This is a genomic window from Pseudovibrio sp. SCP20 (assembly GCF_057774105.1).
Window position 1 is genome coordinate 851,993 of sequence record NZ_JBYMDH010000001.1, and the last position, 23,480, is coordinate 875,472.

Here is a 23,480-nt window from a genome sequence, read left to right on the forward strand (position 1 = left end):
GCGTAACTCCAAAATTTCCTCGGAATAGACCTTCCCAAATCAATGCGTACAGAGTAGAAGCTGCGCATGACTGACCGCATCCTCATTATTGATTTCGGATCTCAGGTCACTCAGCTCATTGCGCGCCGTGTGCGCGAGTCTGGTGTGTATTCTGAGATCGTTCCGTTCCAGTCTGCAGAAGCTGCTTTTAAGGAAATGAATCCAAAGGCGGTGATCCTGTCAGGTGGTCCGGCATCCACGACTGAAATGGGGAGCCCGCGTGCACCCCAGATCGTATTCGAGGCTGGAATTCCTGTCCTCGGAATTTGTTATGGTCAGCAGACCATGTGCGCCCAATTGGGCGGCGAAGTTGCCACATCCGACCATAAAGAGTTTGGCCGGGCGTTTGTTTCCGTCGAAAAGTCTTCTGCACTGTTTGAAGGCTGCTGGGAACAGGGCTCCAAGCATCAGGTTTGGATGAGCCATGGCGACCGTGTTGTTTCCCTTCCAGAAGGTTTTGAAGTGATCGGCACTTCAGAAGGCGCGCCGTTTGCAGCAATTGCAGACGAGAAACGCCACTTCTATGCCGTTCAGTTCCACCCGGAAGTGGTGCACACGCCAGATGGGGCGAAGCTTATTGAGAACTTCACCCACAAAATCGCAGGCTGTTCAGGCGACTGGACTATGGCGGAATACCGTCAGCAGGCCATTCAGGCGATCCGTGATCAGGTTGGCGACAAGAGAGTCATCTGTGGCCTTTCAGGCGGCGTAGACAGCTCTGTAGCTGCTGTACTGATCCATGAAGCCATTGGCGATCAACTCACTTGTATCTATGTAGACCACGGTTTGATGCGCATGGGTGAAACGGAACAGGTTTTGTCCATGTTCCGCGATCACTACAACATCCCACTGGTTCACGTAGATGCCTCTGATCTGTTCATTGGCCAGTTGGAAGGTGAAAGCGATCCGGAAGTCAAACGCAAAACCATCGGCAAGCTCTTCATCGAAGTCTTCGAAGAAGAAGCGAAAAAGCTTGGTGGCGCAGACTTCCTCGCACAGGGTACGCTGTATCCTGATGTGATCGAGAGTGTCTCCTTCACCGGTGGTCCATCCGTTACCATCAAGTCTCACCACAATGTTGGTGGCTTGCCAGAGCGGATGAACATGCAGCTGGTTGAGCCACTTCGCGAGCTGTTCAAGGACGAAGTTCGTGATCTCGGTCGCGAACTGGGTCTTCCGGACAGCTTCATTGGGCGTCACCCATTCCCAGGCCCAGGTCTGGCAATACGTTGCCCAGGCGGGATCACCCGCGAGAAACTGGATATTCTCCGTCAGGCAGATGCCATTTATCTCGATGAAATCCGCAAGGCAGGTCTTTATGACGCCATCTGGCAAGCATTCGCAGTTCTTCTGCCGGTGCAGACAGTTGGCGTCATGGGCGATGGCCGTACCTATGAGTTCGTCTGTGCCCTGCGTGCGGTGACCTCTGTGGACGGAATGACAGCCGACTTCTATCACTACGATATGGAGTTCCTTGGCCGGGCAGCAACCCGCATCATCAACGAAGTCCGCGGCATCAACCGCGTCGTTTACGATGTGACCTCCAAGCCTCCGGGAACCATCGAGTGGGAATAAAATTACCAAAAGCCGGGGAAGGGAACTTCTCCGGTTTTTTGTTGTTTGCAGGGACGGGACATTCGATTGAATGCAAAACACCCAAATTAGGTGGTTTGTGCAATTTTGCTTGCGGTAGGATGATTAGTGCAGAACAACTCATATTAGAGGCTTACCGTTGTGATGACAAAATCCATACTTCGTTTGCTCAAAAGGAAAAAGCGTTCAAGAGCGGAAACTCTCGAACGGGATTTGGATTTTTATTTGCATCGCTACGATTCTTATGAAGCGTACAAAGAAACGCAGATCTACTACAACAAAAAGAAGCTTCAAAATATATGGGCTGATGAAACAACGCTAAACAGGATCAAAGCTATCATAGCAAAGAGCGTGAAACGTGAGGCTTACATTGGAATTTGTCACGGAACCAGAAATGGGTTCGAACAGAACTTTTTAGCTAAGGATGATCGTTTTGATGTTATTGGGACTGACATATCGCCGACAGCGAAGCAATTTGACCGATCATTTGAATGGGATTTCCACGATGAGAAGGAAGAATGGAGAAATAGGTTCGATTTTGTTTATTCCAACTCTCTAGATCAAGGCTGGAATCCGAGGCAAGCTTTAACAACGTGGCTCAATCAAATCCGACGTGATGGCATTGTGATAATTGAACACACAGATGCACATGGCCCTAAATTTGCCGGAGAAATGGATCCGTTTGGTGTCAAACCTAATGTCATGCCCTATGTCTTTGTTGATTGGTTTGGGCATCAAATTAGTACTACTTTTGAGGTGGTAAAGAAGGATAACAGGGATTTGCAGGCTTGGTTGTTTGTTCTGAAACGCAATGTTGATGTGGTCGTCTAAGGAAACTATTCATCCAAACAACCTTGCGCAGCTTACGCAGTAAAGGGCTGCCGGATCAACACGAAGGCGGGCTTCGGGGATGTCTTCGCCGCATTCCAGGCAAAAGCCGTACTCATCTTCTTTGATCCGTTGAAGTGCGCCGTCGATGCGTTGGAGTTCGCGGGCGCGTTGGCGGTCATTGGCTTGTGCCATTGCTTGGCGCTGCATGGCGTCCATGCGGGAGAGGCGGCCAACGGACTGTTGGTCGAGCGTAACGGTTGCGCGATCACCCTCAGAGATCTCTGTCAGTTCCGTGAGTTCAGCTTTGCGTGCCAGAAGTAGATCCCGGGTTTCATTGAGAGTAAGTGTCATCAGATCATCTCCCACCCAACACTCCGGCATCAGTATGAACGGGAAACGAGAAGTTGCGCAAGCAAAACAAAAACGCCCATCAATGTGGGCGTTTTAGAAGATACTCTAGATTTTCATCAGGCTGGAAACAGTTTCCTTTTCACCAATGAACTCGATACCCAAAGTGTCAGCTGTTCTCCAGCGAACTTCAGCCTTCACGCGTTGGCGCAAATGTACCAGATAGAGCATGAACTCATCCGGAATATCGATTGTCGTTTCCATCTTCAATCGGGCGCCAAAATCGGACAAATCGCGGATGATGCAGTCGAAAACCATCGACTGGCTTGCGAAGACGATCCGTCCTTCCTTCAGCGTACGCCGACGGCGCACTCGGCGACGTTCTGTGATCTCTGTTGCACTGTCACTCTCGGACATAGAACTTTCCAGGCGCTGTTTCTGTTTGAGAATCCTTAGATCTTGCGCAAATATAGGAGTCAAACAGTCAAGTTATGATATATGCAGATAAACCACTCACCCTGATTTAGCGAGAAAACGAGGATGACCTCAAGGGTTCCTTGAAAAAGAATTGGGTAAATGTAGAAAACACCTTACGCAGGGACGATCAGGCTTATTGATATTTCACGGCGTTTGGTCACAGTGCACAAGCTCAGCTAAGGGCTTTAACGTAAAATACAAAACTAAAGGGTCACTCGATGACGCTGTTACTTGTCGGGCTTTTCATCTTTTTGGGAATTCACTTTGTCCCATCGTTTCCGGGCTTTCGTGATTCCGTCGTCCAGCGCATTGGACTAAATCCATATCGCGCAGTCTATTCGCTGATCGTGCTGACTGGCCTGTTCTGTATGATCTACGGCTTCGTTCTGGCGCGGGAAGAAGATCTGTTCCCACTGTACGTAACGCCGTTCTGGTTACGTCACCTGGCTATGACTCTACTGCTGCCAGTCTTTATTCTGGTCTTCGCGAAGTTTATCCGTGGTAACATCGCCAAGTGGACCAAAGACCCTGTCATTCTGGCCGTCAAAATCTGGGCGATCTCACATCTGCTGGTGAATGGTGAGCCGTACTCCGTTGCTCTCTTTGGTGGATTTCTCGTCTGGGCAATCTGGGCACGCATTTCTTTGAAGAAGTTCGACCGCAAGAATACCGAGACTGAGCAGTTCCCGCATGCCATTCGCAATGACATCATCAGCGTTGTCCTTGGCTTCCTGCTCTATGGCCTGTTTGTTTGGAAGCTGCACGAGTTATTGATCGGTATGGCAATCCTGACCTAAACGGGTTCTGAAACTAAATTTTTGAAACCGCTCGCATGAACAAACCATGCGGGCGGTTTTCTTTTGGGGTTGGCGCTCCCGCAATGCGGAAGATTACTTTGCAAATGAGATATCCGTGAAATACCTTGTTCTCAATTGATCTTGGGAGAGAGCAAGACATGACATTATTGATTTCAGGACTTACCGCATTTTTCGCGGTGCATTTGATCCCGTCCTTCACTGGCCTGCGGGAAAGTTTGGTTCAGCAACTTACATTCAACGGATACAGAGGCATCTATACGCTTGTTTCGCTGGGCGGGTTAGTTGCCGTTGTCTACGGTTTTGGCGCAGCATGGCATGGCGATTACACGCCGTGGTATGTGCCGCCGAGTTGGGGGCGTCATGTCACCATGCTACTGATGCTGCCGGTTTTTCCGCTGTTCTTTGCATCTCAGCTGAAAGGGAACATCACCCGCATCACCAAACATCCACTCATCAATGCAACCAAATTTTGGGCTGTTGGGCACCTGTTTGCCAATGGTGAGCCTTACTCTGTGGTGTTGTTTGGTTCGTTCCTGATCTGGGCGATCATCGTCAGGATTACCATTGCCAAACGTGAACGTATCACACCACCGAACCGAGACTATCCGAACGCAATGAAGAACGATGTGATCTCTGTAGGGCTTGGCTTGATTTTCTACGGCCTGTTCGTGTGGAAACTACATGCAATTTTGATTGGCGTGCCGATCATAACTTGACCTTTTGCATGCGTTAAGGTTTCAAGACAGACACCAAAGTGGTTCCCTCCGGCATTTACTCTTGTAAATGTTGGCAGGGAAAACTCTTTTCTTGCCCTAATTAAGCCACTAATCGGTTGAAAGAGGTAGAGAAAGAGGTTTGCCTGCGGCTCTCTTAGTTTTAATGTGACGCCGCCCATTGGGATACCACAAACCTAAGAATCGTTGCTGCAGGAACATTTGAAGTTATGTCCGACATTTTTCGCGAAGTCGATGAAGAAGTAAGAAGCGACCAGTTTTCAAAGCTTTGGAAGCGCTTTGCTCCGGTTGTATACCTGACAGCAGGTCTTATCGTTGTAGGTACCGCAGGTTACCGCGGCTATGAGTACTGGCAGACCAAACAGTCTCAGGCAGCAGGCACAGAATTCCTGGAAGCGGTTAAGCTTTCTGATGCAGGCAACTATGCAGAAGCACAGGCTGCTTTTGTCTCCATGGAAGGCGCAATCGGCGGCTATCCAATGATGGCTAAGATGCGTGTTGGCACCGAGCTGGCGCTGGAAGGCAAGTCCGACGAAGCCATCAAGGCTTTTGAGGCCGTCGCGGCTGACAGCTCAACTCCAACCATCTACAAAGGCCTCGCAAACATCCGCGCAGCTTATCTACTGTTGGACAGCGGTGACCTTGCTGCTGTGAAGAAGCACACTGAGGTTCTGGCTGTTGCAGGCAACACCTGGCGCTTCTCCGCTTTGGAAATTCTCGGTGCTGCCGAGTATAAAGCAGGCAATCTGGAAGCGGCACGCACCCGCTTCAGCGAAGTTGTAAATGATGCAGCCGCCCCATCTGACATTTCCGGGCGCGCACAGATTTATCTTGAACTGATCACCTCTGCATTGGGCAAAGACGAAAAGGGGACTGAATAAGTGAGCGAGACCAAAAGAAAGTCTTGGAAGGCTTTGATTGGAACCGGCGCGCTTGCGCTGACGCTGGCTGGTTGTTCTTCTCTTTCCAGTCTTAATCCATTCGGCGGCGATGACGAGTTCCTTGAGGGCGATCGTCAGCCTCTGTATCAGGGCGCTCTCAAACCGGCAGCGACCGGTGGCGATGCCACGATCGGAGCGGCAACCGGTGGCTCAACATGGCCAACAGCGGCTGGCCCGAAGAGCAATGACCCGGGCAACATTGCAGTCAATGTAGGCGGCGGCGTTGCATGGTCCTCCAGCATCGGTCAGGTTCGCTCCCCAGGCTTCTTCGGCATTGGCTCCAGCAACCCGCGCACTGCAGCGCGTCCGGTTTCTGATGGTCAGCGTATCTACGTTTACAAGTCCGATGGCAATCTTGTTGCTCTGACAACAGGCGGTGCCAAGGTCTTTACAAAGAACCTGGGTCTGGAAGGCGAAAACGAAGTCGCAGCAGGCGGCGGCGTTGTGCTTGATGGCGGCAAGATCTTTGTCGCAACCGCATACCGCAATGTTTACGCTCTCGATAAGGGCGGCAACATCCTCTGGACCAAGACGCTGGAAACCCCGGTTCGCGGTGCTCCAGCAGCGTCCAACGGCAAAGTCGTTGTCGTAACCCAGGACAATGAAGTGATCGGCCTCAACCAGTCAGATGGTGAGCAAGCATGGTCCTTCGCTGGTATCGCAGAGCAGGCAGGCCTGCTTTCCTCTGCAAATCCGGCAGTTTCAGGCAACACTGTTGTCGTGCCATTTTCCTCAGGCGAGGTTATGGCGCTTGACATTAACAGCGGTGAGCCTAAATGGATCGATACCGTTGCACGGTCCTTCCGTACACGCGCACTTTCTGGTCTGACAGATGTTTCAGCAAGCCCGGTTATTGATGGTAACAAGGTTATCGCAACCTCCGTTGCTGGTCGTACACTCGGCATCTCGCTGAAAGACGGTGAGCGTTTGTGGGAGTCTGATTTCGGTGCCGTACACACGCCGGTTGTTTCCGGTGGTACAGTGTTCCTGATCGGCTTGGATGACAAATTGCATGCAATCTCCAGCAAGACCGGCAACCTTATCTGGAGTGCCAAGTTGCCAACTGGCGAAAGTGACGCCAAGAATGTCAACTGGGCAGGTCCAATTCTGGCCAATGGCCAGCTGATCGCCATGTCCAGCAATGGTTACCTTGCATCTGTGAATGCAAAGACCGGCCAGGCATCCGCATCGCGGAAAGTGACCAGTGGCGTATTTGTATCACCAATTGTTGCTGGTGGACGTATGGTCGTCCTCACCAGTGACGGAGCGGTTGCAGCGCTGAATTAAAACGTGCCTTCGCAACTGTGGTGCTGCGCCCGGTTTTCGGATATGGGTACGATTAAGAACAAAAGCTTGGAGCATGGTGTCAGATAACGCCATGCTCCAAGTGCTGTAGACCAGACGAGGAGTATTCGCGTGACTGCGACAGTCGCCATTATTGGCAGACCTAATGTTGGCAAGTCGACGCTCTTCAATCGCCTTGTAGGCAAGCGCCTCGCGCTTGTCGATGATACCCCAGGTGTGACCCGTGACCGTAGGTCCGGTGATGCGCGCTTGGGCGATCTGCGATTCAGGATCGTTGATACTGCCGGCTTGGAAGAAGCAGAGGCATCTAGCCTCGAAGGGCGTATGCGCGCTCAAACAGAAGAAGCAATCCGGGAAGCGGATGCATGCTTGTTCCTTATTGATGCACGCGCAGGCTTGATGCCGCTCGATGAACATTTTGCAAACCTGCTGCGCCGCAACAGCACCCCTGTGATCCTTTGTGCCAACAAGGCAGAAGGCAAGGCTGGTGATGTTGGGCTCTATGACGCGTTCACGCTTGGCTTTGGCGATCCGATCGCACTGTCCGCTGAACACGGTGAAGGTCTCTCTGAGCTCTATGACATGCTGCGTCCAATCGTGGATGAAGCTGACGAGCTGGAAGCCTCTCAGGAGTTCACCGAAGCGCGCACAGACGTTGACGTAGAAGACGAAGAGATCGACGAGCCAGTCGGTACGCGTGAGCGTCCGCTGCGCATGGCGATTGTTGGTCGTCCAAATGCAGGTAAATCCACTCTCATCAACCAGATGCTGGGTGAAGAGCGCCTGCTGACCGGCCCTGAGGCTGGCATCACCCGCGACAGTATCTCTGTTGAGTGGGAATGGCAGGACCATCACGTCAAAGTCTTCGACACCGCTGGTATCCGTAAGAAAGCACGCGTTCAGGAGAAGCTGGAAAAGCTCTCCGTTGCAGATGCTCTGCGCGCTGTGAAGTTTGCGGAAGTTGTTGTTGTCACACTTGATGCGACCATCTCCTTTGAAAAGCAGGATCTGCAGATCATCGATCTGTGTGCCCGCGAAGGTCGCGCGATCGTAATCGCGATCAACAAGTGGGATCTGATCGAAGATCGTGAAGATGCCTGGGGCCACATCAAGGATTCTCAGGAACGTTATCTGAACCAGCTGCGCGGTGTTGAGATTGTCACCATGTCCGGTATCAACGGGCAGGGCCTTGATAAGCTCATGCAGGCCGTGTTCCGCGCCTATGAGATGTGGAACAAGCGCATTGGTACCTCCAGCCTAAACCGCTGGCTGGAAGGCGTTCTGATCCACCATCCGCCGCCAGCAGTGTCTGGTCGCCGTGTTCGTCTGCGTTTCATGACGCAGCCTAAAACACGTCCACCGCATTTCGTGGTGTTCAGCTCCAAACCGGACAATCTGCCGGAGAGCTACACCCGCTATCTTGTGAACGGTATTCGCGAGCGCTTTGATATCAAAGGCACGCCGGTTCGTCTGTCCTACAGAAAAGGCGAAAACCCGTACCACAAGAAGAGAAACTGATTTCAGTTTCCCATCAGTTTGAAAGGGCAGCACCGCGCTGCCCTTTTTTATTTGCCTAAATCGTAGAGAGCCGGAAACTGTGACAGGGCTGGCCACTAGAGATTTTGCAGGTTCGGCTTTACTCACAAACAGTCTCTTTCTCATTTAGGAGAATGAAACACCAAATGCACCGTATGGCTTTCCATGCAGTGTTGAAGTCAGAAACCCCGATGACCGGGATGAGCAAGGCGAACAGGCAATGCCTGCGCATTTAGTAGGTAGTAATTTCTTCGGCATCAGCTACTCGCCTTGCCCGGGCGTTTTTGCAGGAGGCTAAGGCCAGGGTCCAGAAGACACTTGGAAGACTTAAGGCCGTTGGAAAGCCTCAGGTCTCAGTGCTGGCGCCCTCTGGTCTGGCCGGACATCCGCTATCCCTCAACACTGTTGGTGAAAGGGGAACCTCCACGGACCTGCTGCGAAATACGTTACCTTCCGCAGTAGCCCCGCCCAGTTCACACCAGTCTGAGGGACGTTCCCTCAAACCACCCGTTTGCATGAACATGAAACCTAGTATGAGACGCCTTTCGGGGAAGGGGATAAGTTTTGCACCACCATCACATGCTATGATTGTCTCTCGCACAAGCAAAGCGCTCTGTCGAAACCACAGCCCCACCTGTCACCCACTTGAAATTTTCTCTAGAAATATCAGCGAGCGCCGCTAAGAAGTTGCAATTCGTCCTGAATCTGCTTTTAATCGCGCTCGTTTCCAGCACTCCGTACTTTAAATAGGAATCTCATGTCACAAGACCGTTTTACGTTTGCCAACGCACTGGTTAAGCGCGCTGGCGCTTTTGCGCACGAATACTATACGCGTTTGGAAACTCTCAACATCGAGAGCAAAGGTCATCAGGACATGGTTTCTGAGGCTGATCGTGATACTGAAATACTGGTTAGAAATGCAATTGCTGAAGCATTTCCTGATGACACCATCGTGGGGGAAGAGGGCGATCCAAAGCAGGGCACCTCTGAATACACTTGGATCATCGACCCAATCGATGGAACTGCAAATTTCGTCTCCAGCATCCCGCAGTGGTGCGTAATCATTGCCTGCGTGAAGAACGGTGAGAAGTACATTGGCGTAGTTTACGACCCATGTGCAGACGAACTGTTTGCCGCTGAAAAGGGCAAAGGCGCCACATTGAATGGCGTGCCAATCAGCGTGTCTAAAAGCGCATCCCTGTCCAACGGCTCTCTTGGCCTTGGCTTCAGCGCACGTGGCCGCAATCAGGCTGTAAAAGACACCGTAAACATGCTGCTTGATGAAGGTGGCATTTTCTTCCGCAATGGATCTGGCGGTCTGATGCTGTCCTATGCCGCTTCTGGCCGTCTCATCGGTTACATCGAAGAGCACATGAACTCATGGGACTGTATGGCAGGCATGCTGCTCGTGGAAGAAGCTGGCGGCATCTGTCAGGAGATCAACGTTCAGGATGCTGTCATGAACGGCTGTAAGGTCGTTACAGCAGGTCCGGACGTGTTCAATCAGGTCAAGGCCCTTACAGACAAAAGCTTCATCTGATAGGCGATTAAAGCTCATATCAGGACGCAATAAAAAAGCCCCGGCAATGACCGGGGCTTTTCGTTTCCTGAAACAGGAATGGATTAGCTTGTCAGCTGCACAAAATCGCGCAGTTCCTTGCTTGGGAAATCGTAGAGACGACCATTCTCTTCGTTTTCTGGCAGGCAGAAACGAACGATGTCCTCGGAGATCTCAGAAGGATGCGGCAGTGTGTTTGGATCTTCACCTGGCATCGCCTTCGCACGCATACCAGTGCGCATTGGGCCTGGGTTGATCAGCATGGACTTCACGTTGGTCTTGCGTGTCTCGTTCACATACGTGCGTACAAGAGCCTCCAGAGCCGCTTTGGACATGGAGTAAGGTCCCCAATAGGCACGGCACTTGTGCGGCGCTCCTGAGGTCAGGAAGACCGTACGGCCCGCATCGGACTGACGTAGAAGTGGGTCGAGAGAGCGGATCAGACGCCAGTTGGCCGTCACGTTGATCTGCATCACTTCATCGAACTTCTTCGGAGCCACGTGACCCAGCGGAGAAGTTGGACCAAGAATACCTGCATTGCCGACCAGAATGTCGAGCTTCTTCCAGCGTTCAAAGATCGCGGCGCCCAGGCGGTCAATCGCATCAAAGTCTGTCAGGTCAAGCGGAACAAGGGTAGCAGAGCTGCCCAACTGCTGGATTTCATCATCCAGTTCTTCAAGGCCACCAACGGTGCGGGCAACAGCAATAATGTGCGCACCTTCTTCAGCAAGCTTTTTTGCAGCAAAATAGCCAATGCCACGGGATGCACCCGTGACAACAGCAACACGACCTTCAAGTCTTTTCGAACTCATTGAACTTAACCAGTTTCTACAAGGCGAGGAGCCTGACGTGTGTCTACATCGTCAGACAGATCTGTAAGCGGGGTTGGATAGTCCCCGGTAAAGCAGTGATCAGTGAACTGCGGGTTCTCGTTGTCGCGGCCATTTTCATGACCCATCGCACGGTAGACGCCGTCAATGCTCAGGAAGGCCAGAGTGTCTGCGCCAATGTAATTGCGCATACCTTCCAGATCATATTTGGCAGCCAGCAGCTTTTCGCGCACTGGCGTATCGATACCGTAGTAATCGGAGAACTTGATTGGAGGGGAGGCCAGACGGAAGTGAACTTCCTTCGCGCCAGCATCTCTGATCATCTGCACGATTTTCAGGCTGGTTGTTCCGCGCACAAGGCTGTCATCCACCAGCACCACACGCTTGCCTTCAATCTGCGCTCTGTTGGCAGAGTGCTTCAGCTTCACACCAAGCGTACGGATTTGCTGCGTTGGCTCAATAAAGGTGCGGCCAACATAGTGGTTGCGGATAATGCCCAGCTCAAACGGAACACCGCTTTCAGCAGCAAAGCCGAGCGCAGCCGGAACACCGGAATCAGGAACCGGAACAATTACGTCCGCTTCAACAGCGCTTTCCTGTGCTAGCACACGGCCAAAACGCTTGCGAACGTCATAAACGGAATGCCCATTCAGAACACTGTCCGGACGGGAGAAGTAGATGTACTCGAAGATGTCCGGACGGGCAGGGCGCTTGCCAAACGGGAAGTAGCTCTCGATACCACCCGGAGTACAAACAACAACCTCACCGTTCTCAACTTCACGAATGAACTTCGCGCCAATGATGTCCAGCGCGCAGGTTTCACTTGCAAAGATCGGAGCACCATTCAGGTCACCCAGAACCAGAGGACGAATGCCATAAGGATCACGCGCGCCAATCAGCTTTTTGCGGGTCAGCGCCACCAGAGAGTAAGCACCTTCCATCTGGCTGATCGCCTCGATGAAACGGTCCACGATCTTCTTCTCGCGGGAGCGGGCAACCAACTGCAGAACCACCTCACTGTCAGAAGTCGACTGACAGATCGCACCGTCCCTGATCAGCTGGCGGCGCAAGGTCAGCGCGTTGGTGAAGTTGCCGTTGTGACAGATCGCAATTCCACCGCCATCAAGCTCAGCAAACAGTGGCTGAACGTTCCGCAGCGCTGCTTCACCAGTGGTGGAGTAGCGTACGTGACCGATCGCGTAAGGACCCTTCAGATTGTCAATGGTCTCTTGCTGGGTGAAGTGATCACCTACAAGGCCCATATGGCGTTCTGAGCGGAACTGATCGCCATCAAATGTCACAATGCCCGCTGCTTCCTGTCCGCGGTGCTGAAGCGCATGAAGCCCCAGAGCGGTCAGTGCTGCTGCATCGTCATGTCCAAGAATGCCAAAAACACCGCATTCTTCGTGCAGGGTATCGCCGTCAAAATCTGCTCTCAACTCTCTCAAGTCAGCAGAATTGTTTGATACACCACTGCTCATGGCATCACTCCTTGGTTCTTCCTTAGGCCAATTCTCAAAATATCAGCTTAGTTCCGGCCATCGCCAGAGGCCGTCAGCTGGTCCAGTCCGCGCCGCTCACTTGGGGAGTAGCGGGCTTCTTCATCACTGGACGCCCCGTTCGCAGAGCCGGTTGAACCGCCCTGTTTACGGATCTGATCCATAATAGCACGCTCAGGATCTTCCGGCAGCGCCGCCACAAGGCTTTGGCCGCTGGTCACAAGCAGGTGGCGGGACTTTGCATCCATGATCCAATTTGGCTGGCGTGGTTCTGGTACAAACCAGTTAAAGAACAGCAGCGCAACAACGACAAGCAGGAAGCCGCGGGCTGCGCCAAAGACAAAACCGAGTGTTCTGTCGAGCGCGCCAATCCGGCTGTCCAGCACGAAGTCTGAAATGCGCATGGTGATGTAGCTCACCACAATCAATGTCACGAGGAATACAGCACCTGCTGCGATCGCAGTTGCAAGTGTGTCATTGGCGACGTGTTGCAGCACAAATGGTTTCAGACTTCCGTAGAATAAATAGGCGGCGACTGCTGCTGCGACCCAGGATGCTATGGAGAGCACCTCACGAACGAACCCGCGAATCATCGCAAGAACGCCAGAGATCAGCATGATAACCAGTAGAATTCCGTCTAAGAGTGTGATCGGCATCTGTCGACACATGTCCCTTGTTTGACTGGCAGGCAAACCAACAAAAATGCCTGCCGGTTAAAATCAGCCTAGGTTAAACCCTTAAGCGTTTTCCATTTTCTGCGCACTGGCGGCAATATTTGCTACCAGATCTCCAAGCTCCTCAAGTCCTTTGACATGACCGAGAGCGTTAGAGCCTTCCTTCATATTCCCGTCAGGGATTACCGCCTGACCAAATCCAAGCTTCTGCGCCTCCTTCAATCGGGAAGCAGCCTGGGCTACTGGTCGAACTGCACCAGACAGACTGATTTCGCCGAAATAGACGCATTCGAGGGGAAGAGCAACCCCACTAAGCGATGAGATTAAAGCTGCCGCAACGGCGAGGTCAGCTCCTGGCTCATTAATTCTTAGGCCACCAGCAACGTTCAGATAAACGTCATGCTGAGCGAACTTAACACCGCAGCGCGCTTCAAGCACGGCCAAAATCATGGAGAGGCGCGCGCTGTCCCACCCGATCACCGCCCGGCGCGGTGTGCCAAGCGGAGAAGGGGCCACAAGCGCTTGCATTTCCACCAGCAATGGCCGCGTACCTTCTATACCGGCAAACACGGCTGAACCTGGAGCAGTTGCGCTACGTTCACTCAGGAACATAGCACTGGGATTCTTTACTTCCCGTAGCCCCATATCAGACATCTCAAAGACGCCGATTTCATCCGTCGGACCAAAGCGGTTCTTCACCGCTCGCAAAATGCGGTACTGGTGAGCGTTGTCGCCCTCAAAGTAGAGCACCGCATCAACCATGTGCTCCACCACGCGCGGACCTGCAATCTGACCATCCTTGGTCACATGGCCAACAATCACAACGGTAGTACCGGTCTTCTTGGCAAAGCGCACCAGCGCCTGAGCAGAAGCGCGAACCTGTGTCACCGTTCCTGGAGGAGAATCGGCCATCTCGGTCCAGAGGGTCTGGATACTGTCGATGATCACAAGGTGAGGGCGCTCGTCCCCCTTCTTGTCTTCCAGCGTTGTCAGAATATCTTCGACACTGGTCTCGGCAGCCAGTTGAACCGGCGCATCACGAAGGCCAAGGCGTTCGGCACGCAGACGCACCTGATCCACCGCTTCCTCGCCAGAGATATAAACGATGTTGTGTCCCTGAAACGCCAGATGCGCACTGGCCTGAGTGAGAAGGGTGGATTTACCGATTCCAGGATCACCGCCAACAAGCAGCGCAGAGCCTTTAACAAAGCCGCCGCCAGTCACGCGGTCCAACTCGGCCACACCGGTGATGATACGGGGAGCCTCTTTGGTCTCTCCAGACAATCCAACCAGCGGAACAACGCGCCCTTTGGCGCGGGAAGCCGTTTTAGGGCCTGCACCAATGCCACCGGCCTGCTGTTCTTCCTGAATTGTGTTCCATTCGCCGCAAGATTCGCAGCGGCCTGCCCATTTAAGTGTGGTTGCCCCACAGGACTGACAGACAAATGAAAGGGAGCGTTTCGCCATATCGAATTCAGGTTCCTGCCAGTGTTCTCTCGCTAGCGTTTATAGTGGCGTGTATAGCGTGCTCCAAGGCTACACAGCAATTCATATGGGATGGTTTGCGCAAATTCTGCCAGTTCATCCACGTTTACATGCGCCCCCATAATCTCAACAGGGGCCCCGCGTGACAGATGCTCCTCAGGGATGTCCGTCACATCAACTGCAATCATGTCCATGGAGACGCGGCCAAAGATCGGCGCAAAGTGCCCACCAATGTAAACCCGCGCACCATTGGGCTGGTCATCAGAGCTTCCAACCAGCCGGTGCAGACCATCCGCATATCCGGCATTTATGGTTGCAATTCGGCTTTTTCGCGGTGTTACGCGGGAAGCCCCATAACCCACAGGATCACCATGTGGAACCTCGCGCAAACTGATGATCTCTGCCTGCACATGCGCCACCGGAAGCATTGGGTTGGTCTCATCCGGAACTGGATTACCTCCATAAAGCGCGATGCCTGGGCGAACCATGTCGAAATGGTAATCGTCACCCAGGAAGATGCCAGCTGAGTTGCTCAAAGACTTGCGCGCCTCAGGGAACAACTCGCACACGCGCTGGAACCGATTAAGCTGCTTTTCATTGAGTCCATGGTCCGGTGTATCGGCACAGGCCAGATGGCTCATGACCAGATCAATCCGGATGCCTTTCAGAAGATGAGCCGACTCACCAATCTGCAGGGCGTCACCAATGGACATGCCCAGCCGGTGCATACCGGTGTCGAAGTGAAGCGCAGCTGGCAACTCCTCTTGCAGGCTTTGTGCAAAGGAAGACCATTCAGCAACTTCTTCAAGGCTGTTGAGCACGGGCTTCAGATCAAAATCGTAATAGAACTTCTCGCGATCACGGAACAAACCGTTGAGCACGTAGATTTCAGCGTGCGGCAGTTCTTTGCGCAGCTCAATGCCTTCTTCAGGAAGAGCAACGAAAAAGACGCGGGCACCGGCGTGATAAAGTGTTTTGCCAACTTCCGCTGCACCTGTTCCATAGCCATTGGCTTTCAGAACCACTGCGCAGGTGCAACCGTCTCCGACCTTGCCGTTCAAATAGCACCAGTTGGAGCGTAGAGCAGTAAGGTCAATGGTTAGTTTTGCAGCGCCGCCAGCAGAAACAGCAAGGCGGTCAGATGTAGGAGCGGCAGAATGTGTCACGCGAATGCCTTCAGATTCTTTGAATGCCCAGTAACCTACAAAAAATCAGAGCAATAAAAAAGCAAGACCCGGAGCACTGCACAACTGATGCGCGTAACTCCGGGTCAATCGCTAATTCAGTAGGATGATCCTGCCTTACTCCATAATTCTGTCAGGAATATGGGCGTCATCTGCCAGATCAGAGAAGCGGGTGAACTCACCCTGGAACTGCAGATCCACAATACCAGTCGGTCCGTGACGCTGCTTGGCGATGATCACTTCCGCCTTGCCGCGCAGCTGTTCCATCTTGGCGTTCCACTCTTCGTACTCAGGCGTACCTTCAGGCGGTTCCTTTTTGCCCATGTAGTACTCTTCGCGATACACGAACATGATCACGTCCGCATCCTGCTCGATCGAACCGGATTCACGAAGGTCAGACATTTGAGGACGTTTGTCATCACGGTTTTCAACCTGACGGGAGAGCTGGGAGAGGGCGATAATCGGAACATTGAGTTCCTTCGCCAGCGCCTTAAGACCCGTGGTGATCTCTGTGATTTCCTGAACGCGGTTGCCCTGGTTCTTGGAAGAACCTGTCAGAAGCTGGATATAGTCCACCACGATCATGTCCAGCCCCTTTTGTCTCTTCAGGCGGCGTGCCTTGGAGACGAGGGAAGCGATGGAGATACCACCGGTCTGGTCCACGTGCAGTGGAACGTGCTGCATGTGCTGAGTCGCAGCCACAAGCTTCTCGAATTCAATCTCGTTGATGTCGCCGCGGCGAATCTTGGAGGATGAGATTTCGGTCTGCTCGGAGATAATACGAGTCGCCAGCTGTTCGGCGCTCATCTCCAGAGAGAAGAAGCCAACAACGCCGCCATTTACAGTCCGTACAGTGCCATCAGGCATCTCTTCGGTCTGATAATTCTCGGCAATGTTATAAGCGATGTTGGTAACCAGCGATGTCTTACCCATCGCAGGACGACCAGCCAGTACGATCAAATCTGAAGACTGCAAGCCACCCATGAGCTTGTCCAGATCGCGCAAGCCCGTGGAAACACCGGAAAGCGCACCTTCACGCTGGAACGCAGCTGCCGCCATCTCAATGGTTTCAGTCAGCGCGCTGCCAAAGTCCTGAAAACCGCCGTCAGAACGACCGGTTTCCGCCAGTTCAAACAGACGACGCTCTGCATCATCAATCTGAGAGGAAGGTGGCATGTCGATCGGCGCGTCATAAGCGATGTTCACCATGTCTTCGCCAATGGTGATCAGGTTACGGCGAGTCGCCAGATCATAAATGGTCTTGCCGTAGTCTTCCGCATTGATCACGGAAGTCGCATCACCTGCAAGACGCAGCAGATACTGAGTTGCAGACAGGTCTGCGATCTTCTCATCTGCCGGGAAAAACGTTTTGAGCGTAATAGGCGAGGCAATCTTGCCAGCCTTAATAAGTGCCCCGCACTTGTCGTAGATATCCTTGTGGGGTGCCAGGAAAAAATGCCGAGCTTCCAGGAACTCCGAGACACGGTAATAGGTCTCGTTGTTCACCATGATGGCGCCAAGAAGCTGACGCTCCGCTTCGGCGTTATGTGGGACCACACGCATGGTCTCACTAGCCTTTTCTAATTTTTGGACTGTGCCCTTCATTCCGCCCCTCGTGCCGCTTGGCACCCTGAGTACAGCCATTCGTTGAACAGGAAAAGAGGCTCTGAACACCTTAAGCCCAGTTCTTTAACAAAATTAAATCAGCGGGGAAAATTGCAGGTTGCCAATTGACAGTCGACACTCTCCAAACGCGAGAAAAGCTTAGATTTTTTGTTTAAAATCAGCTGTATTCAGGGATTTTCGCCCCAACTACAATTATTAACAAACTCTTTTTTGAGGAACAGAATCAGAGGAGTTTTTGCCGATTCTGTCAGGTGTAAGGCATCAAAAAAGGCGGAGTCAGAGACCCCGCCTTTTTCATAGAGGAATGAAGAAAAATTATTCTTCAGTTTCTTCTTCTTCGCCTTCACCAGCTTCTTCAGAAGCTGCTTCTTCGCCTTCTTCGAGATCTTCATCTTCATCAAGATCTTCGTCGAATTCAAAAGCGTCGTCGTCCTGTACGGTGAGGTCTTCACCTGCTGCCTGACGCTCAGCTTCGTCTTCAGAACGAGCAACGTTAACAGAGATTTCAACTTCAACTTCAGGGTGAAGAACGATGGATACTTCGTGCAGACCAATGGTCTTGATTGGCGCGCGCAGGGAAACCTGGGAGCGAACAACGGTGAAGCCTGCTTCGGTCAGCTGACCTGCGATGTCGCGGGTAGCAACAGAACCGTAGAGCTGACCGGTTTCGCCAGCAGCGCGGATAACAACGATGCTTTCGCCAGCCAGCTTTGCGCCAACTGCTTCTGCTTCGGTCTTGCGCTCAAGGTTGCGAGCTTCCAGCTGAGCGCGTTCGTTTTCGAAACGCTCAAGGTTAGCTTTGTTAGCACGCAGAGCTTTTGCCTGTGGCAGAAGGTAGTTACGAGCGTAACCGTCTTTAACAGTTACAGTGTCGCCCATCTGGCCAAGTTTAGCCACACGCTCAAGAAGGATAACTTTCATGGAATTTCTCCTTTGCTGTCCTGCGGAAAGAGTGTTCCGCAGTTAGAGAGAGGCGTCGCGATCGCGATCAGTCTCTCAACCGTGATTCCGGCGGAGCCGAAATCATGAAAAAGGTCAGGATGCAAAGCACCCTGACCCAATAATCAAGACTTACTTGATTACGAAAGGCAGCAGGCCGAGGAAACGAGCGCGTTTGATGGCACGAGCCAGCTCACGCTGTTTCTTTGCAGACACTGCGGTAATACGGGAAGGAACGATCTTGCCGCGCTCAGAGATGTAGCGCTGCAGAAGACGGATGTCCTTGTAGTCAATCTTCGGAGCGTTTGCACCGGAGAATGGGCAGGTCTTACGACGACGGAAGAATGGACGACGTCCTGCGGATGAAGATTCAGCCATTTTCAATTACTCCGCTGCAGGTGCTTCAGGGCGACGATCTGGGCGAGGACCACGATCTGGACGTGGGCCACGATCATTACGATCGCCACGACGACGATCATCGCGATCACGCTTCTGCATCATAGCGGACTGTTCTTCGTCCAGCTCTTCTACGCGAATGGTCATGAAGCGAAGGATGTCTTCGTTCAGGCCCTGCTGACGTTCCATCTCAGCAACAGCCGCGTGAGGTGCATCTACGTTCATCAGAATGTAGTGAGCCTTGCGGTTCTTGTTGATGCGGTAGGTCAGGGTGCGCAGACCCCAGGATTCGATCTTGCCGACTTTGCCGCCGTTTTCTTCGAGAACAGTTTTGAACTGCTCAACGAGGGCTTCAACCTGCTGGGTAGAAATGTCCTGGCGTGCCAGGAACACGTGCTCATAGAGCGCCATGTGATTGCCTTTCTGAGTTTAACAATCCCGGTATCGGCGCAAAGCCCCTTCGAATGGCCCTCAGAAAAAGGCCGCAAGAAGATGTTTCACAAGAGCGGAGACACGGGAAGCCGGAAATCCTTCGATTCCTACAGTCCTTATAAGGGCTGCCTTCCTTTAAGCCTCCGGCCAAATACCGGAAACGAGAGGGGCTTTATAGCCAATCCCCTGTAAAAGACAAGTCCTGTCGGGGAAAAATGCCTTTTTTCCAGATGCAGCCTTGACATTGCGCTTGCAAGACGGCTCATGTCGCCCCGATGAATACGCAGGCAACCAAGGTTTCCCCTAGGTTTCTTGAAGGTGCAGGCAGCTAACCCATAGGGCATCTGGACTGCTACTTATTTTGGCGGCGGTCATAATTTGCACGTATTTGCTGAATTTATAGCCGCCCCATCTTGGAATACAAAGTGGGACACCCACATTTGACGCAATTGGAATGCGACGGAGCTATTTATAAATGACTATTGCATTTACATTTCCCGGACAGGGTAGCCAGACGGTTGGAATGGGTAAGGAACTTGCCGACACGTTCCCGGAAGCGCGCGCTGTATTTGAGGAAGTTGATGCAGCTCTCGGTCAGTCTCTGACCAAGATCATGTGGGAAGGTCCGGCAGACGAGCTGACCCTCACTGCAAACACCCAGCCAGCTCTGATGGCTGTCAGCCTCGCCACCATGCGTGTGCTTGAGGCAAAAGGTGTTGACCTGTCCAAAGCTGCTAGCTTCGTGGCTGGTCACTCTCTTGGTGAATACTCTGCACTGGCAGCAGCTGGCTCCCTGAGCATCGCTGACGCTGCACGCCTGCTGCGCATCCGTGGTGATGCTATGCAGAAGGCAGTCCCCGTAGGTGAGGGCGCAATGGCAGCTCTCCTTGGTCTGGACTTCGATCAGGCGATGGAAGTGGCGCAGGAAGCTGCGCAAGGCGAAGTCTGTCAGGCCGCTAATGACAACGCGACCGGTCAGGTTGTTGTGTCCGGCCACAAGGCAGCTGTAGAGCGCGCCTGTGAGATCGCTAAAGGCAAGGGCGCACGCCGCGCTGTTCTTCTTCCTGTATCCGCACCGTTCCATTGCTCCCTGATGCAGCCTGCAGCAGACGCAATGGCAAAGGCGCTGGCTGAAGTCGAAATCAAGGCACCAGCAGTTCCGCTCGTTGCAAACGTTCTGGCAGCTCCAATCAACGATCCGGAAGAAATCCGCACCCGTCTGGTTGAGCAGGTCACAGGTACCGTGCGCTGGCGCGAATCTGTAAGCTGGATGGCAGACAACGGTGTGTCCACTCTTGTTGAGATCGGCACCGGCAAAGTGCTGACCGGCATGGTGCGCCGCATCGTGAAGTCTCTGGAAGGTGTTGCAGTCAACACAGCAGAAGACATTGATGCACTCGTTGCGCGTCTTGAAGGCGCTGAGAGCTAATACACAGATTTTGAAGGCTCATAGGCGCCGCATTTTGCCGCGCGTATAGACGGAACCCATAGTTCCTCCCTATGAGCTTTCTTTAAACGGATTTAAAGCCGAGGAGACCAACGGCATGTTCAATTTAGAAGGTAAAAGCGCACTTGTAACCGGCGCGACCGGTGGCATTGGTGAAGCAATTGCACGCGCACTTCACGCACAGGGCGCAACCGTGACCCTGTCCGGTACCCGCGAAGCAAAGCTGGAAGCGCTGGCATCTGATCTGGGCGATCGCGTCCACATCAAAGCAGCAAACCTGTCTGACCGTGACAGCGTAGACGCGCTTGTTCCAGCTGCTGAAGAAATGATGGGCGGCCTCGACATTCTCGTGAACAACGCAGGCATCACCCGCGACAATATCTTCATGCGCATGAAAGACGAAGAGTGGGATCAGGTTCTTGAAGTGAACCTTTCCGCCACTTTCCGCATCTGCCGCGCAGCAATCAAAGGCATGATGAAGCGTCGTCAGGGCCGCATTATCGGTATCACATCTGTTGTTGGCGTCACCGGCAACGCAGGTCAGGTGAACTACTCCGCAGCAAAAGCTGGCATGATCGGCATGTCCAAGTCTTTGGCGCAGGAAGTGGCTTCCCGCAAGATCACCGTAAACACAATTGCTCCAGGTTTCATCTCTACCGCGATGACCGACGAGCTGAACGAAAAGCAGCGCGAATCGATCCTGGGCAACGTTCCAGCGGGTCGTTTGGGCACTGCTGATGAAATCGCAGGTGCAGCTGTTTATCTCGCAAGTGATGAAGCAGCGTACGTTACCGGTCAGACACTGCACGTGAATGGCGGTATGGCGATGATTTAACGAAGAAATACGCAGCCGGTCCGTCCCTTGTACAAATGGGGCAATCACTACTGGCGGCTGGTAAACCAGTGCTAATTGTGCTAGGAACCCGCCGATTAGAAGTGACCTCTTGGAAAGAGGAACGGAAAAGCTGCGGTTTTCTTTGGAAGCGGCTTAACATATAGGCCGTTGCGTCTTTTCAAAAGAACCAGAGTGTGCAACACGGGTGCCGAGTGAAATAAGGCCCCGCGAAGCGGACCGAAACACTACCTTGAAAACCAATTGAGGACTTAAAATGAGCAATGTTGCAGAACAGGTAAAGAAGATCGTTGTCGAGCACCTCGGCGTAGAGGCTGACAAGGTCGTCGAATCTGCAAGCTTCATCGACGATCTGGGCGCAGACAGCCTGGACACTGTTGAACTGGTAATGGCTTTCGAAGAAGCATTCGGCGTTGAAATTCCAGACGATGCTGCTGAAACCATTCAGTCTGTTGGCGATGCTGTAAAGTTCATCGAATCCAAGCAGGGCTAATCCTGTTTAAAAAGCTAGGCACGCGGTGGGTCATTAGCGCTCGCCGCGCCTGTTTTCTTTTAAGCTGCATGCCCGTCGCAGCGAGAGACACTTTGTCCTCCAAAAAGCGACAGATGAGGCTGGCAGCGCCATTCTAATTAAAGTGCAGGAAATATGCGTCGAGTCGTTATCACAGGCATTGGCATGGTCAGCCCGCTTGGCAACGGGGCTGAAGTTTCATGGCAACGAATTCTTGAAGGCAAAAGCGGTGCAGGTCGCATCGAAAACTTCGAGACCGAAGATCTTCAAACCAAGATTGCTTGTCAGGTCCCGCGCGGTGATGGCACCGATGGCACATTCAATCCAGATGACTACATGGCTCCGAAGGAGCAGCGCAAGGTAGACCCATTCATCGTCTACGCGATTGCAGCTGCTGATCAGGCCATTGAAGATGCAGACTGGAAGCCTGAAACCGAAGAAGACAAGTGCCGCACTGGTACGCTCATCGGTTCTGGTATTGGCGGCCTTCAGGGGATCGCTGACACAGCTCTTATGATGGAACAAAAAGGCCCGCGCCGCGTAAGCCCGTTCTTTATCCCAGGTCGTCTGATCAACCTGGCAAGCGGCTACGTTTCCATCAAACACGGCCTTAAAGGTCCAAACCACTCTGTTGTAACAGCTTGCTCCACTGGTGCTCACGCAATCGGTGATGCTGCACGCCTTGTTGCATTTGGTGACGCGGATGTGATGGTTGCAGGTGGTGCGGAAGGCACTGTTTGCCGCATCGGCATCGCAGGCTTCAACGCCTGTAAAGCTCTGTCCACCGGCTACAACGATGAGCCTGAAAAAGGTTCCCGTCCATACGACAAAGACCGTGATGGCTTTGTAATGGGTGAGGGCGCAGGTATCGTTGTTCTGGAAGAATACGAGCACGCAAAAGCACGTGGTGCAAAAATCTACGCTGAAGTTGTTGGCTACGGTCTGTCCGGCGATGCATACCACATCACCGCACCAGCATCCGATGGTGACGGCGGCTACCGCTGCATGGAAGCTGCACTGAAGCGTGCTGGCATCTCTCTCGGTGATGTTGATTACGTCAACGCACACGGCACCTCCACCCCACTGGGTGATGAGATCGAGCTGGGTGCTGTTGAGCGTCTTGCAGGTGAAGATGCTGGTTCTCTGACCATGTCTTCCACAAAATCTGCAATCGGCCACCTGCTGGGTGCAGCTGGTGCAGTGGAAGCGATCTTCACCGCTTTGGCGATCCGTGATCAGATTGCTCCACCAACCATCAACCTTGATAATCCATCAGTTGAAACTAAGATCGACTTGGTCCCTAATAAAGCCAAGAAGATGGAGATTAACTACGCTCTGTCTAACTCATTTGGCTTTGGCGGCACAAACGCGTCTCTGGTTCTCAAAAAAGTCGAAGCATAAATCGCTTTTTTGACAATGGAAAA

Annotated in this window: 23 protein-coding genes; 12 read left to right on the forward strand and 11 right to left on the reverse strand. The window is 52.7% G+C overall.

The window, feature by feature from the left end:
* The first annotated feature begins 66 nt into the window (after nucleotides 1–66).
* Both guaA and AC3CB2_RS03930 read left to right on the forward strand, forming a co-directional pair.
* Nucleotides 67–1,614 carry a glutamine-hydrolyzing GMP synthase gene (guaA, locus tag AC3CB2_RS03925; RefSeq protein ID WP_352930724.1) on the forward strand — a complete coding sequence of 516 codons (1,548 nt, stop codon included), beginning with the start codon at nucleotides 67–69 and terminating at the stop codon, nucleotides 1,612–1,614.
* A 162-nt stretch (nucleotides 1,615–1,776) separates the two neighbouring features.
* Nucleotides 1,777–2,463 carry a hypothetical protein gene (locus AC3CB2_RS03930; RefSeq protein ID WP_352930722.1) on the forward strand — a complete coding sequence of 229 codons (687 nt, stop codon included), beginning with the start codon at nucleotides 1,777–1,779 and terminating at the stop codon, nucleotides 2,461–2,463.
* A gap of 9 nt (nucleotides 2,464–2,472) precedes the next feature.
* On the opposite strand, the gene AC3CB2_RS03935 is transcribed toward AC3CB2_RS03930, so the two are convergent.
* Both AC3CB2_RS03935 and AC3CB2_RS03940 read right to left on the reverse strand, forming a co-directional pair.
* A complete protein-coding gene (locus tag AC3CB2_RS03935; protein WP_352930721.1) occupies nucleotides 2,473–2,814 on the reverse strand; it encodes a TraR/DksA family transcriptional regulator in 342 nt (113 codons plus the stop codon).
* 105 nt (nucleotides 2,815–2,919) lie between these two features.
* Complete coding sequence (locus AC3CB2_RS03940; RefSeq protein WP_352930720.1) at nucleotides 2,920–3,228, reverse strand: PilZ domain-containing protein; 309 nt, start codon at nucleotides 3,226–3,228, stop codon at nucleotides 2,920–2,922.
* 278 nt (nucleotides 3,229–3,506) lie between these two features.
* Between AC3CB2_RS03940 and AC3CB2_RS03945 the strand changes: the two genes are divergently transcribed.
* The 6 genes from AC3CB2_RS03945 (at nucleotide 3,507) to AC3CB2_RS03970 (ending at nucleotide 10,162) form a co-directional block, all read left to right on the forward strand.
* Nucleotides 3,507–4,085 carry an NnrU family protein gene (locus AC3CB2_RS03945; protein WP_014285311.1) on the forward strand — a complete coding sequence of 193 codons (579 nt, stop codon included), beginning with the start codon at nucleotides 3,507–3,509 and terminating at the stop codon, nucleotides 4,083–4,085.
* Nucleotides 4,086–4,243: 158 nt separating this feature from the next.
* Nucleotides 4,244–4,822: an NnrU family protein gene (locus AC3CB2_RS03950; RefSeq protein WP_352930718.1), complete on the forward strand. Its 579-nt coding sequence runs from the start codon at nucleotides 4,244–4,246 to the stop codon at nucleotides 4,820–4,822.
* Between the two features lie 227 nt (nucleotides 4,823–5,049).
* Entirely contained in the window at nucleotides 5,050–5,721 is a 672-nt protein-coding gene (locus AC3CB2_RS03955) for a tetratricopeptide repeat protein (RefSeq protein ID WP_014285313.1), read from the forward strand.
* Nucleotides 5,722–7,068, forward strand: coding sequence for an outer membrane protein assembly factor BamB family protein (locus tag AC3CB2_RS03960; protein ID WP_014285314.1), 1,347 nt, complete (start codon nucleotides 5,722–5,724; stop codon nucleotides 7,066–7,068). It begins immediately after the preceding gene.
* A gap of 129 nt (nucleotides 7,069–7,197) precedes the next feature.
* The gene (gene der / locus AC3CB2_RS03965; protein ID WP_352930715.1) at nucleotides 7,198–8,604 is read left to right on the forward strand and encodes a ribosome biogenesis GTPase Der; all 1,407 of its coding nucleotides are present in this window, start codon (nucleotides 7,198–7,200) and stop codon (nucleotides 8,602–8,604) included.
* A 775-nt stretch (nucleotides 8,605–9,379) separates the two neighbouring features.
* Entirely contained in the window at nucleotides 9,380–10,162 is a 783-nt protein-coding gene (locus AC3CB2_RS03970) for an inositol monophosphatase family protein (RefSeq protein ID WP_014285316.1), read from the forward strand.
* 83 nt (nucleotides 10,163–10,245) lie between these two features.
* On the opposite strand, the gene AC3CB2_RS03975 is transcribed toward AC3CB2_RS03970, so the two are convergent.
* The 9 genes from AC3CB2_RS03975 to rpsF form a co-directional block, all read right to left on the reverse strand.
* Complete coding sequence (locus AC3CB2_RS03975) at nucleotides 10,246–10,992, reverse strand: SDR family NAD(P)-dependent oxidoreductase (protein ID WP_075697268.1); 747 nt, start codon at nucleotides 10,990–10,992, stop codon at nucleotides 10,246–10,248.
* A gap of 5 nt (nucleotides 10,993–10,997) precedes the next feature.
* Entirely contained in the window at nucleotides 10,998–12,491 is a 1,494-nt protein-coding gene (gene purF, locus AC3CB2_RS03980; RefSeq protein ID WP_008552038.1) for an amidophosphoribosyltransferase, read from the reverse strand.
* 47 nt (nucleotides 12,492–12,538) lie between these two features.
* Nucleotides 12,539–13,165, reverse strand: coding sequence for a CvpA family protein (locus AC3CB2_RS03985; protein ID WP_014285319.1), 627 nt, complete (start codon nucleotides 13,163–13,165; stop codon nucleotides 12,539–12,541).
* A gap of 81 nt (nucleotides 13,166–13,246) precedes the next feature.
* Nucleotides 13,247–14,650: a DNA repair protein RadA gene (radA, locus tag AC3CB2_RS03990; RefSeq protein ID WP_008551956.1), complete on the reverse strand. Its 1,404-nt coding sequence runs from the start codon at nucleotides 14,648–14,650 to the stop codon at nucleotides 13,247–13,249.
* Between the two features lie 32 nt (nucleotides 14,651–14,682).
* Entirely contained in the window at nucleotides 14,683–15,834 is a 1,152-nt protein-coding gene (gene alr / locus AC3CB2_RS03995; protein ID WP_352930712.1) for an alanine racemase, read from the reverse strand.
* A 135-nt stretch (nucleotides 15,835–15,969) separates the two neighbouring features.
* Nucleotides 15,970–17,457, reverse strand: coding sequence for a replicative DNA helicase (locus tag AC3CB2_RS04000; RefSeq protein WP_014285321.1), 1,488 nt, complete (start codon nucleotides 17,455–17,457; stop codon nucleotides 15,970–15,972).
* 336 nt (nucleotides 17,458–17,793) lie between these two features.
* Complete coding sequence (gene rplI / locus AC3CB2_RS04005) at nucleotides 17,794–18,399, reverse strand: 50S ribosomal protein L9 (RefSeq protein WP_008551838.1); 606 nt, start codon at nucleotides 18,397–18,399, stop codon at nucleotides 17,794–17,796.
* A gap of 150 nt (nucleotides 18,400–18,549) precedes the next feature.
* Nucleotides 18,550–18,795 carry a 30S ribosomal protein S18 gene (rpsR, locus tag AC3CB2_RS04010; RefSeq protein WP_008552033.1) on the reverse strand — a complete coding sequence of 82 codons (246 nt, stop codon included), beginning with the start codon at nucleotides 18,793–18,795 and terminating at the stop codon, nucleotides 18,550–18,552.
* 6 nt (nucleotides 18,796–18,801) lie between these two features.
* Nucleotides 18,802–19,224, reverse strand: a complete 423-nt coding sequence (gene rpsF, locus AC3CB2_RS04015) for a 30S ribosomal protein S6 (protein ID WP_008551844.1) — start codon at nucleotides 19,222–19,224, stop codon at nucleotides 18,802–18,804.
* Between the two features lie 496 nt (nucleotides 19,225–19,720).
* On the opposite strand from rpsF, the gene fabD reads away from it, so the two are divergent.
* The 4 genes from fabD (at nucleotide 19,721) to fabF (ending at nucleotide 23,457) form a co-directional block, all read left to right on the forward strand.
* Nucleotides 19,721–20,674 (forward strand): ACP S-malonyltransferase, encoded by a 954-nt coding sequence (gene fabD / locus AC3CB2_RS04020; RefSeq protein ID WP_352930709.1) that lies wholly within the window; start codon nucleotides 19,721–19,723, stop codon nucleotides 20,672–20,674.
* A 115-nt stretch (nucleotides 20,675–20,789) separates the two neighbouring features.
* Nucleotides 20,790–21,527: a 3-oxoacyl-[acyl-carrier-protein] reductase gene (gene fabG / locus AC3CB2_RS04025; protein ID WP_014285323.1), complete on the forward strand. Its 738-nt coding sequence runs from the start codon at nucleotides 20,790–20,792 to the stop codon at nucleotides 21,525–21,527.
* Between the two features lie 274 nt (nucleotides 21,528–21,801).
* Nucleotides 21,802–22,038 carry an acyl carrier protein gene (locus AC3CB2_RS04030; RefSeq protein ID WP_008551920.1) on the forward strand — a complete coding sequence of 79 codons (237 nt, stop codon included), beginning with the start codon at nucleotides 21,802–21,804 and terminating at the stop codon, nucleotides 22,036–22,038.
* A 153-nt stretch (nucleotides 22,039–22,191) separates the two neighbouring features.
* Complete coding sequence (fabF, locus tag AC3CB2_RS04035) at nucleotides 22,192–23,457, forward strand: beta-ketoacyl-ACP synthase II (RefSeq protein WP_041768465.1); 1,266 nt, start codon at nucleotides 22,192–22,194, stop codon at nucleotides 23,455–23,457.
* Nucleotides 23,458–23,480 lie beyond the last annotated feature (23 nt).

Bases quoted from the DNA above. Each gene is read 5' to 3' on its own strand.
- guaA (WP_352930724.1), top strand. From the start codon at position 67: ATGACTGACCGCATCCTCATTATTGATTTCGGATCTCAGGTCACTCAG.
- AC3CB2_RS03930 (WP_352930722.1), top strand. From the start codon at position 1,777: ATGACAAAATCCATACTTCGTTTGCTCAAAAGGAAAAAGCGTTCAAGA.
- AC3CB2_RS03935 (WP_352930721.1), bottom strand. From the start codon at position 2,814: ATGACACTTACTCTCAATGAAACCCGGGATCTACTTCTGGCACGCAAA.
- AC3CB2_RS03940 (WP_352930720.1), bottom strand. From the start codon at position 3,228: ATGTCCGAGAGTGACAGTGCAACAGAGATCACAGAACGTCGCCGAGTG.
- AC3CB2_RS03945 (WP_014285311.1), top strand. From the start codon at position 3,507: ATGACGCTGTTACTTGTCGGGCTTTTCATCTTTTTGGGAATTCACTTT.
- AC3CB2_RS03950 (WP_352930718.1), top strand. From the start codon at position 4,244: ATGACATTATTGATTTCAGGACTTACCGCATTTTTCGCGGTGCATTTG.
- AC3CB2_RS03955 (WP_014285313.1), top strand. From the start codon at position 5,050: ATGTCCGACATTTTTCGCGAAGTCGATGAAGAAGTAAGAAGCGACCAG.
- AC3CB2_RS03970 (WP_014285316.1), top strand. From the start codon at position 9,380: ATGTCACAAGACCGTTTTACGTTTGCCAACGCACTGGTTAAGCGCGCT.
- AC3CB2_RS03975 (WP_075697268.1), bottom strand. From the start codon at position 10,992: ATGAGTTCGAAAAGACTTGAAGGTCGTGTTGCTGTTGTCACGGGTGCA.
- purF (WP_008552038.1), bottom strand. From the start codon at position 12,491: ATGAGCAGTGGTGTATCAAACAATTCTGCTGACTTGAGAGAGTTGAGA.
- AC3CB2_RS03985 (WP_014285319.1), bottom strand. From the start codon at position 13,165: ATGCCGATCACACTCTTAGACGGAATTCTACTGGTTATCATGCTGATC.
- radA (WP_008551956.1), bottom strand. From the start codon at position 14,650: ATGGCGAAACGCTCCCTTTCATTTGTCTGTCAGTCCTGTGGGGCAACC.
- AC3CB2_RS04000 (WP_014285321.1), bottom strand. From the start codon at position 17,457: ATGAAGGGCACAGTCCAAAAATTAGAAAAGGCTAGTGAGACCATGCGT.
- rplI (WP_008551838.1), bottom strand. From the start codon at position 18,399: ATGAAAGTTATCCTTCTTGAGCGTGTGGCTAAACTTGGCCAGATGGGC.
- rpsR (WP_008552033.1), bottom strand. From the start codon at position 18,795: ATGGCTGAATCTTCATCCGCAGGACGTCGTCCATTCTTCCGTCGTCGT.
- rpsF (WP_008551844.1), bottom strand. From the start codon at position 19,224: ATGGCGCTCTATGAGCACGTGTTCCTGGCACGCCAGGACATTTCTACC.
- fabD (WP_352930709.1), top strand. From the start codon at position 19,721: ATGACTATTGCATTTACATTTCCCGGACAGGGTAGCCAGACGGTTGGA.
- fabG (WP_014285323.1), top strand. From the start codon at position 20,790: ATGTTCAATTTAGAAGGTAAAAGCGCACTTGTAACCGGCGCGACCGGT.
- AC3CB2_RS04030 (WP_008551920.1), top strand. From the start codon at position 21,802: ATGAGCAATGTTGCAGAACAGGTAAAGAAGATCGTTGTCGAGCACCTC.
- fabF (WP_041768465.1), top strand. From the start codon at position 22,192: ATGCGTCGAGTCGTTATCACAGGCATTGGCATGGTCAGCCCGCTTGGC.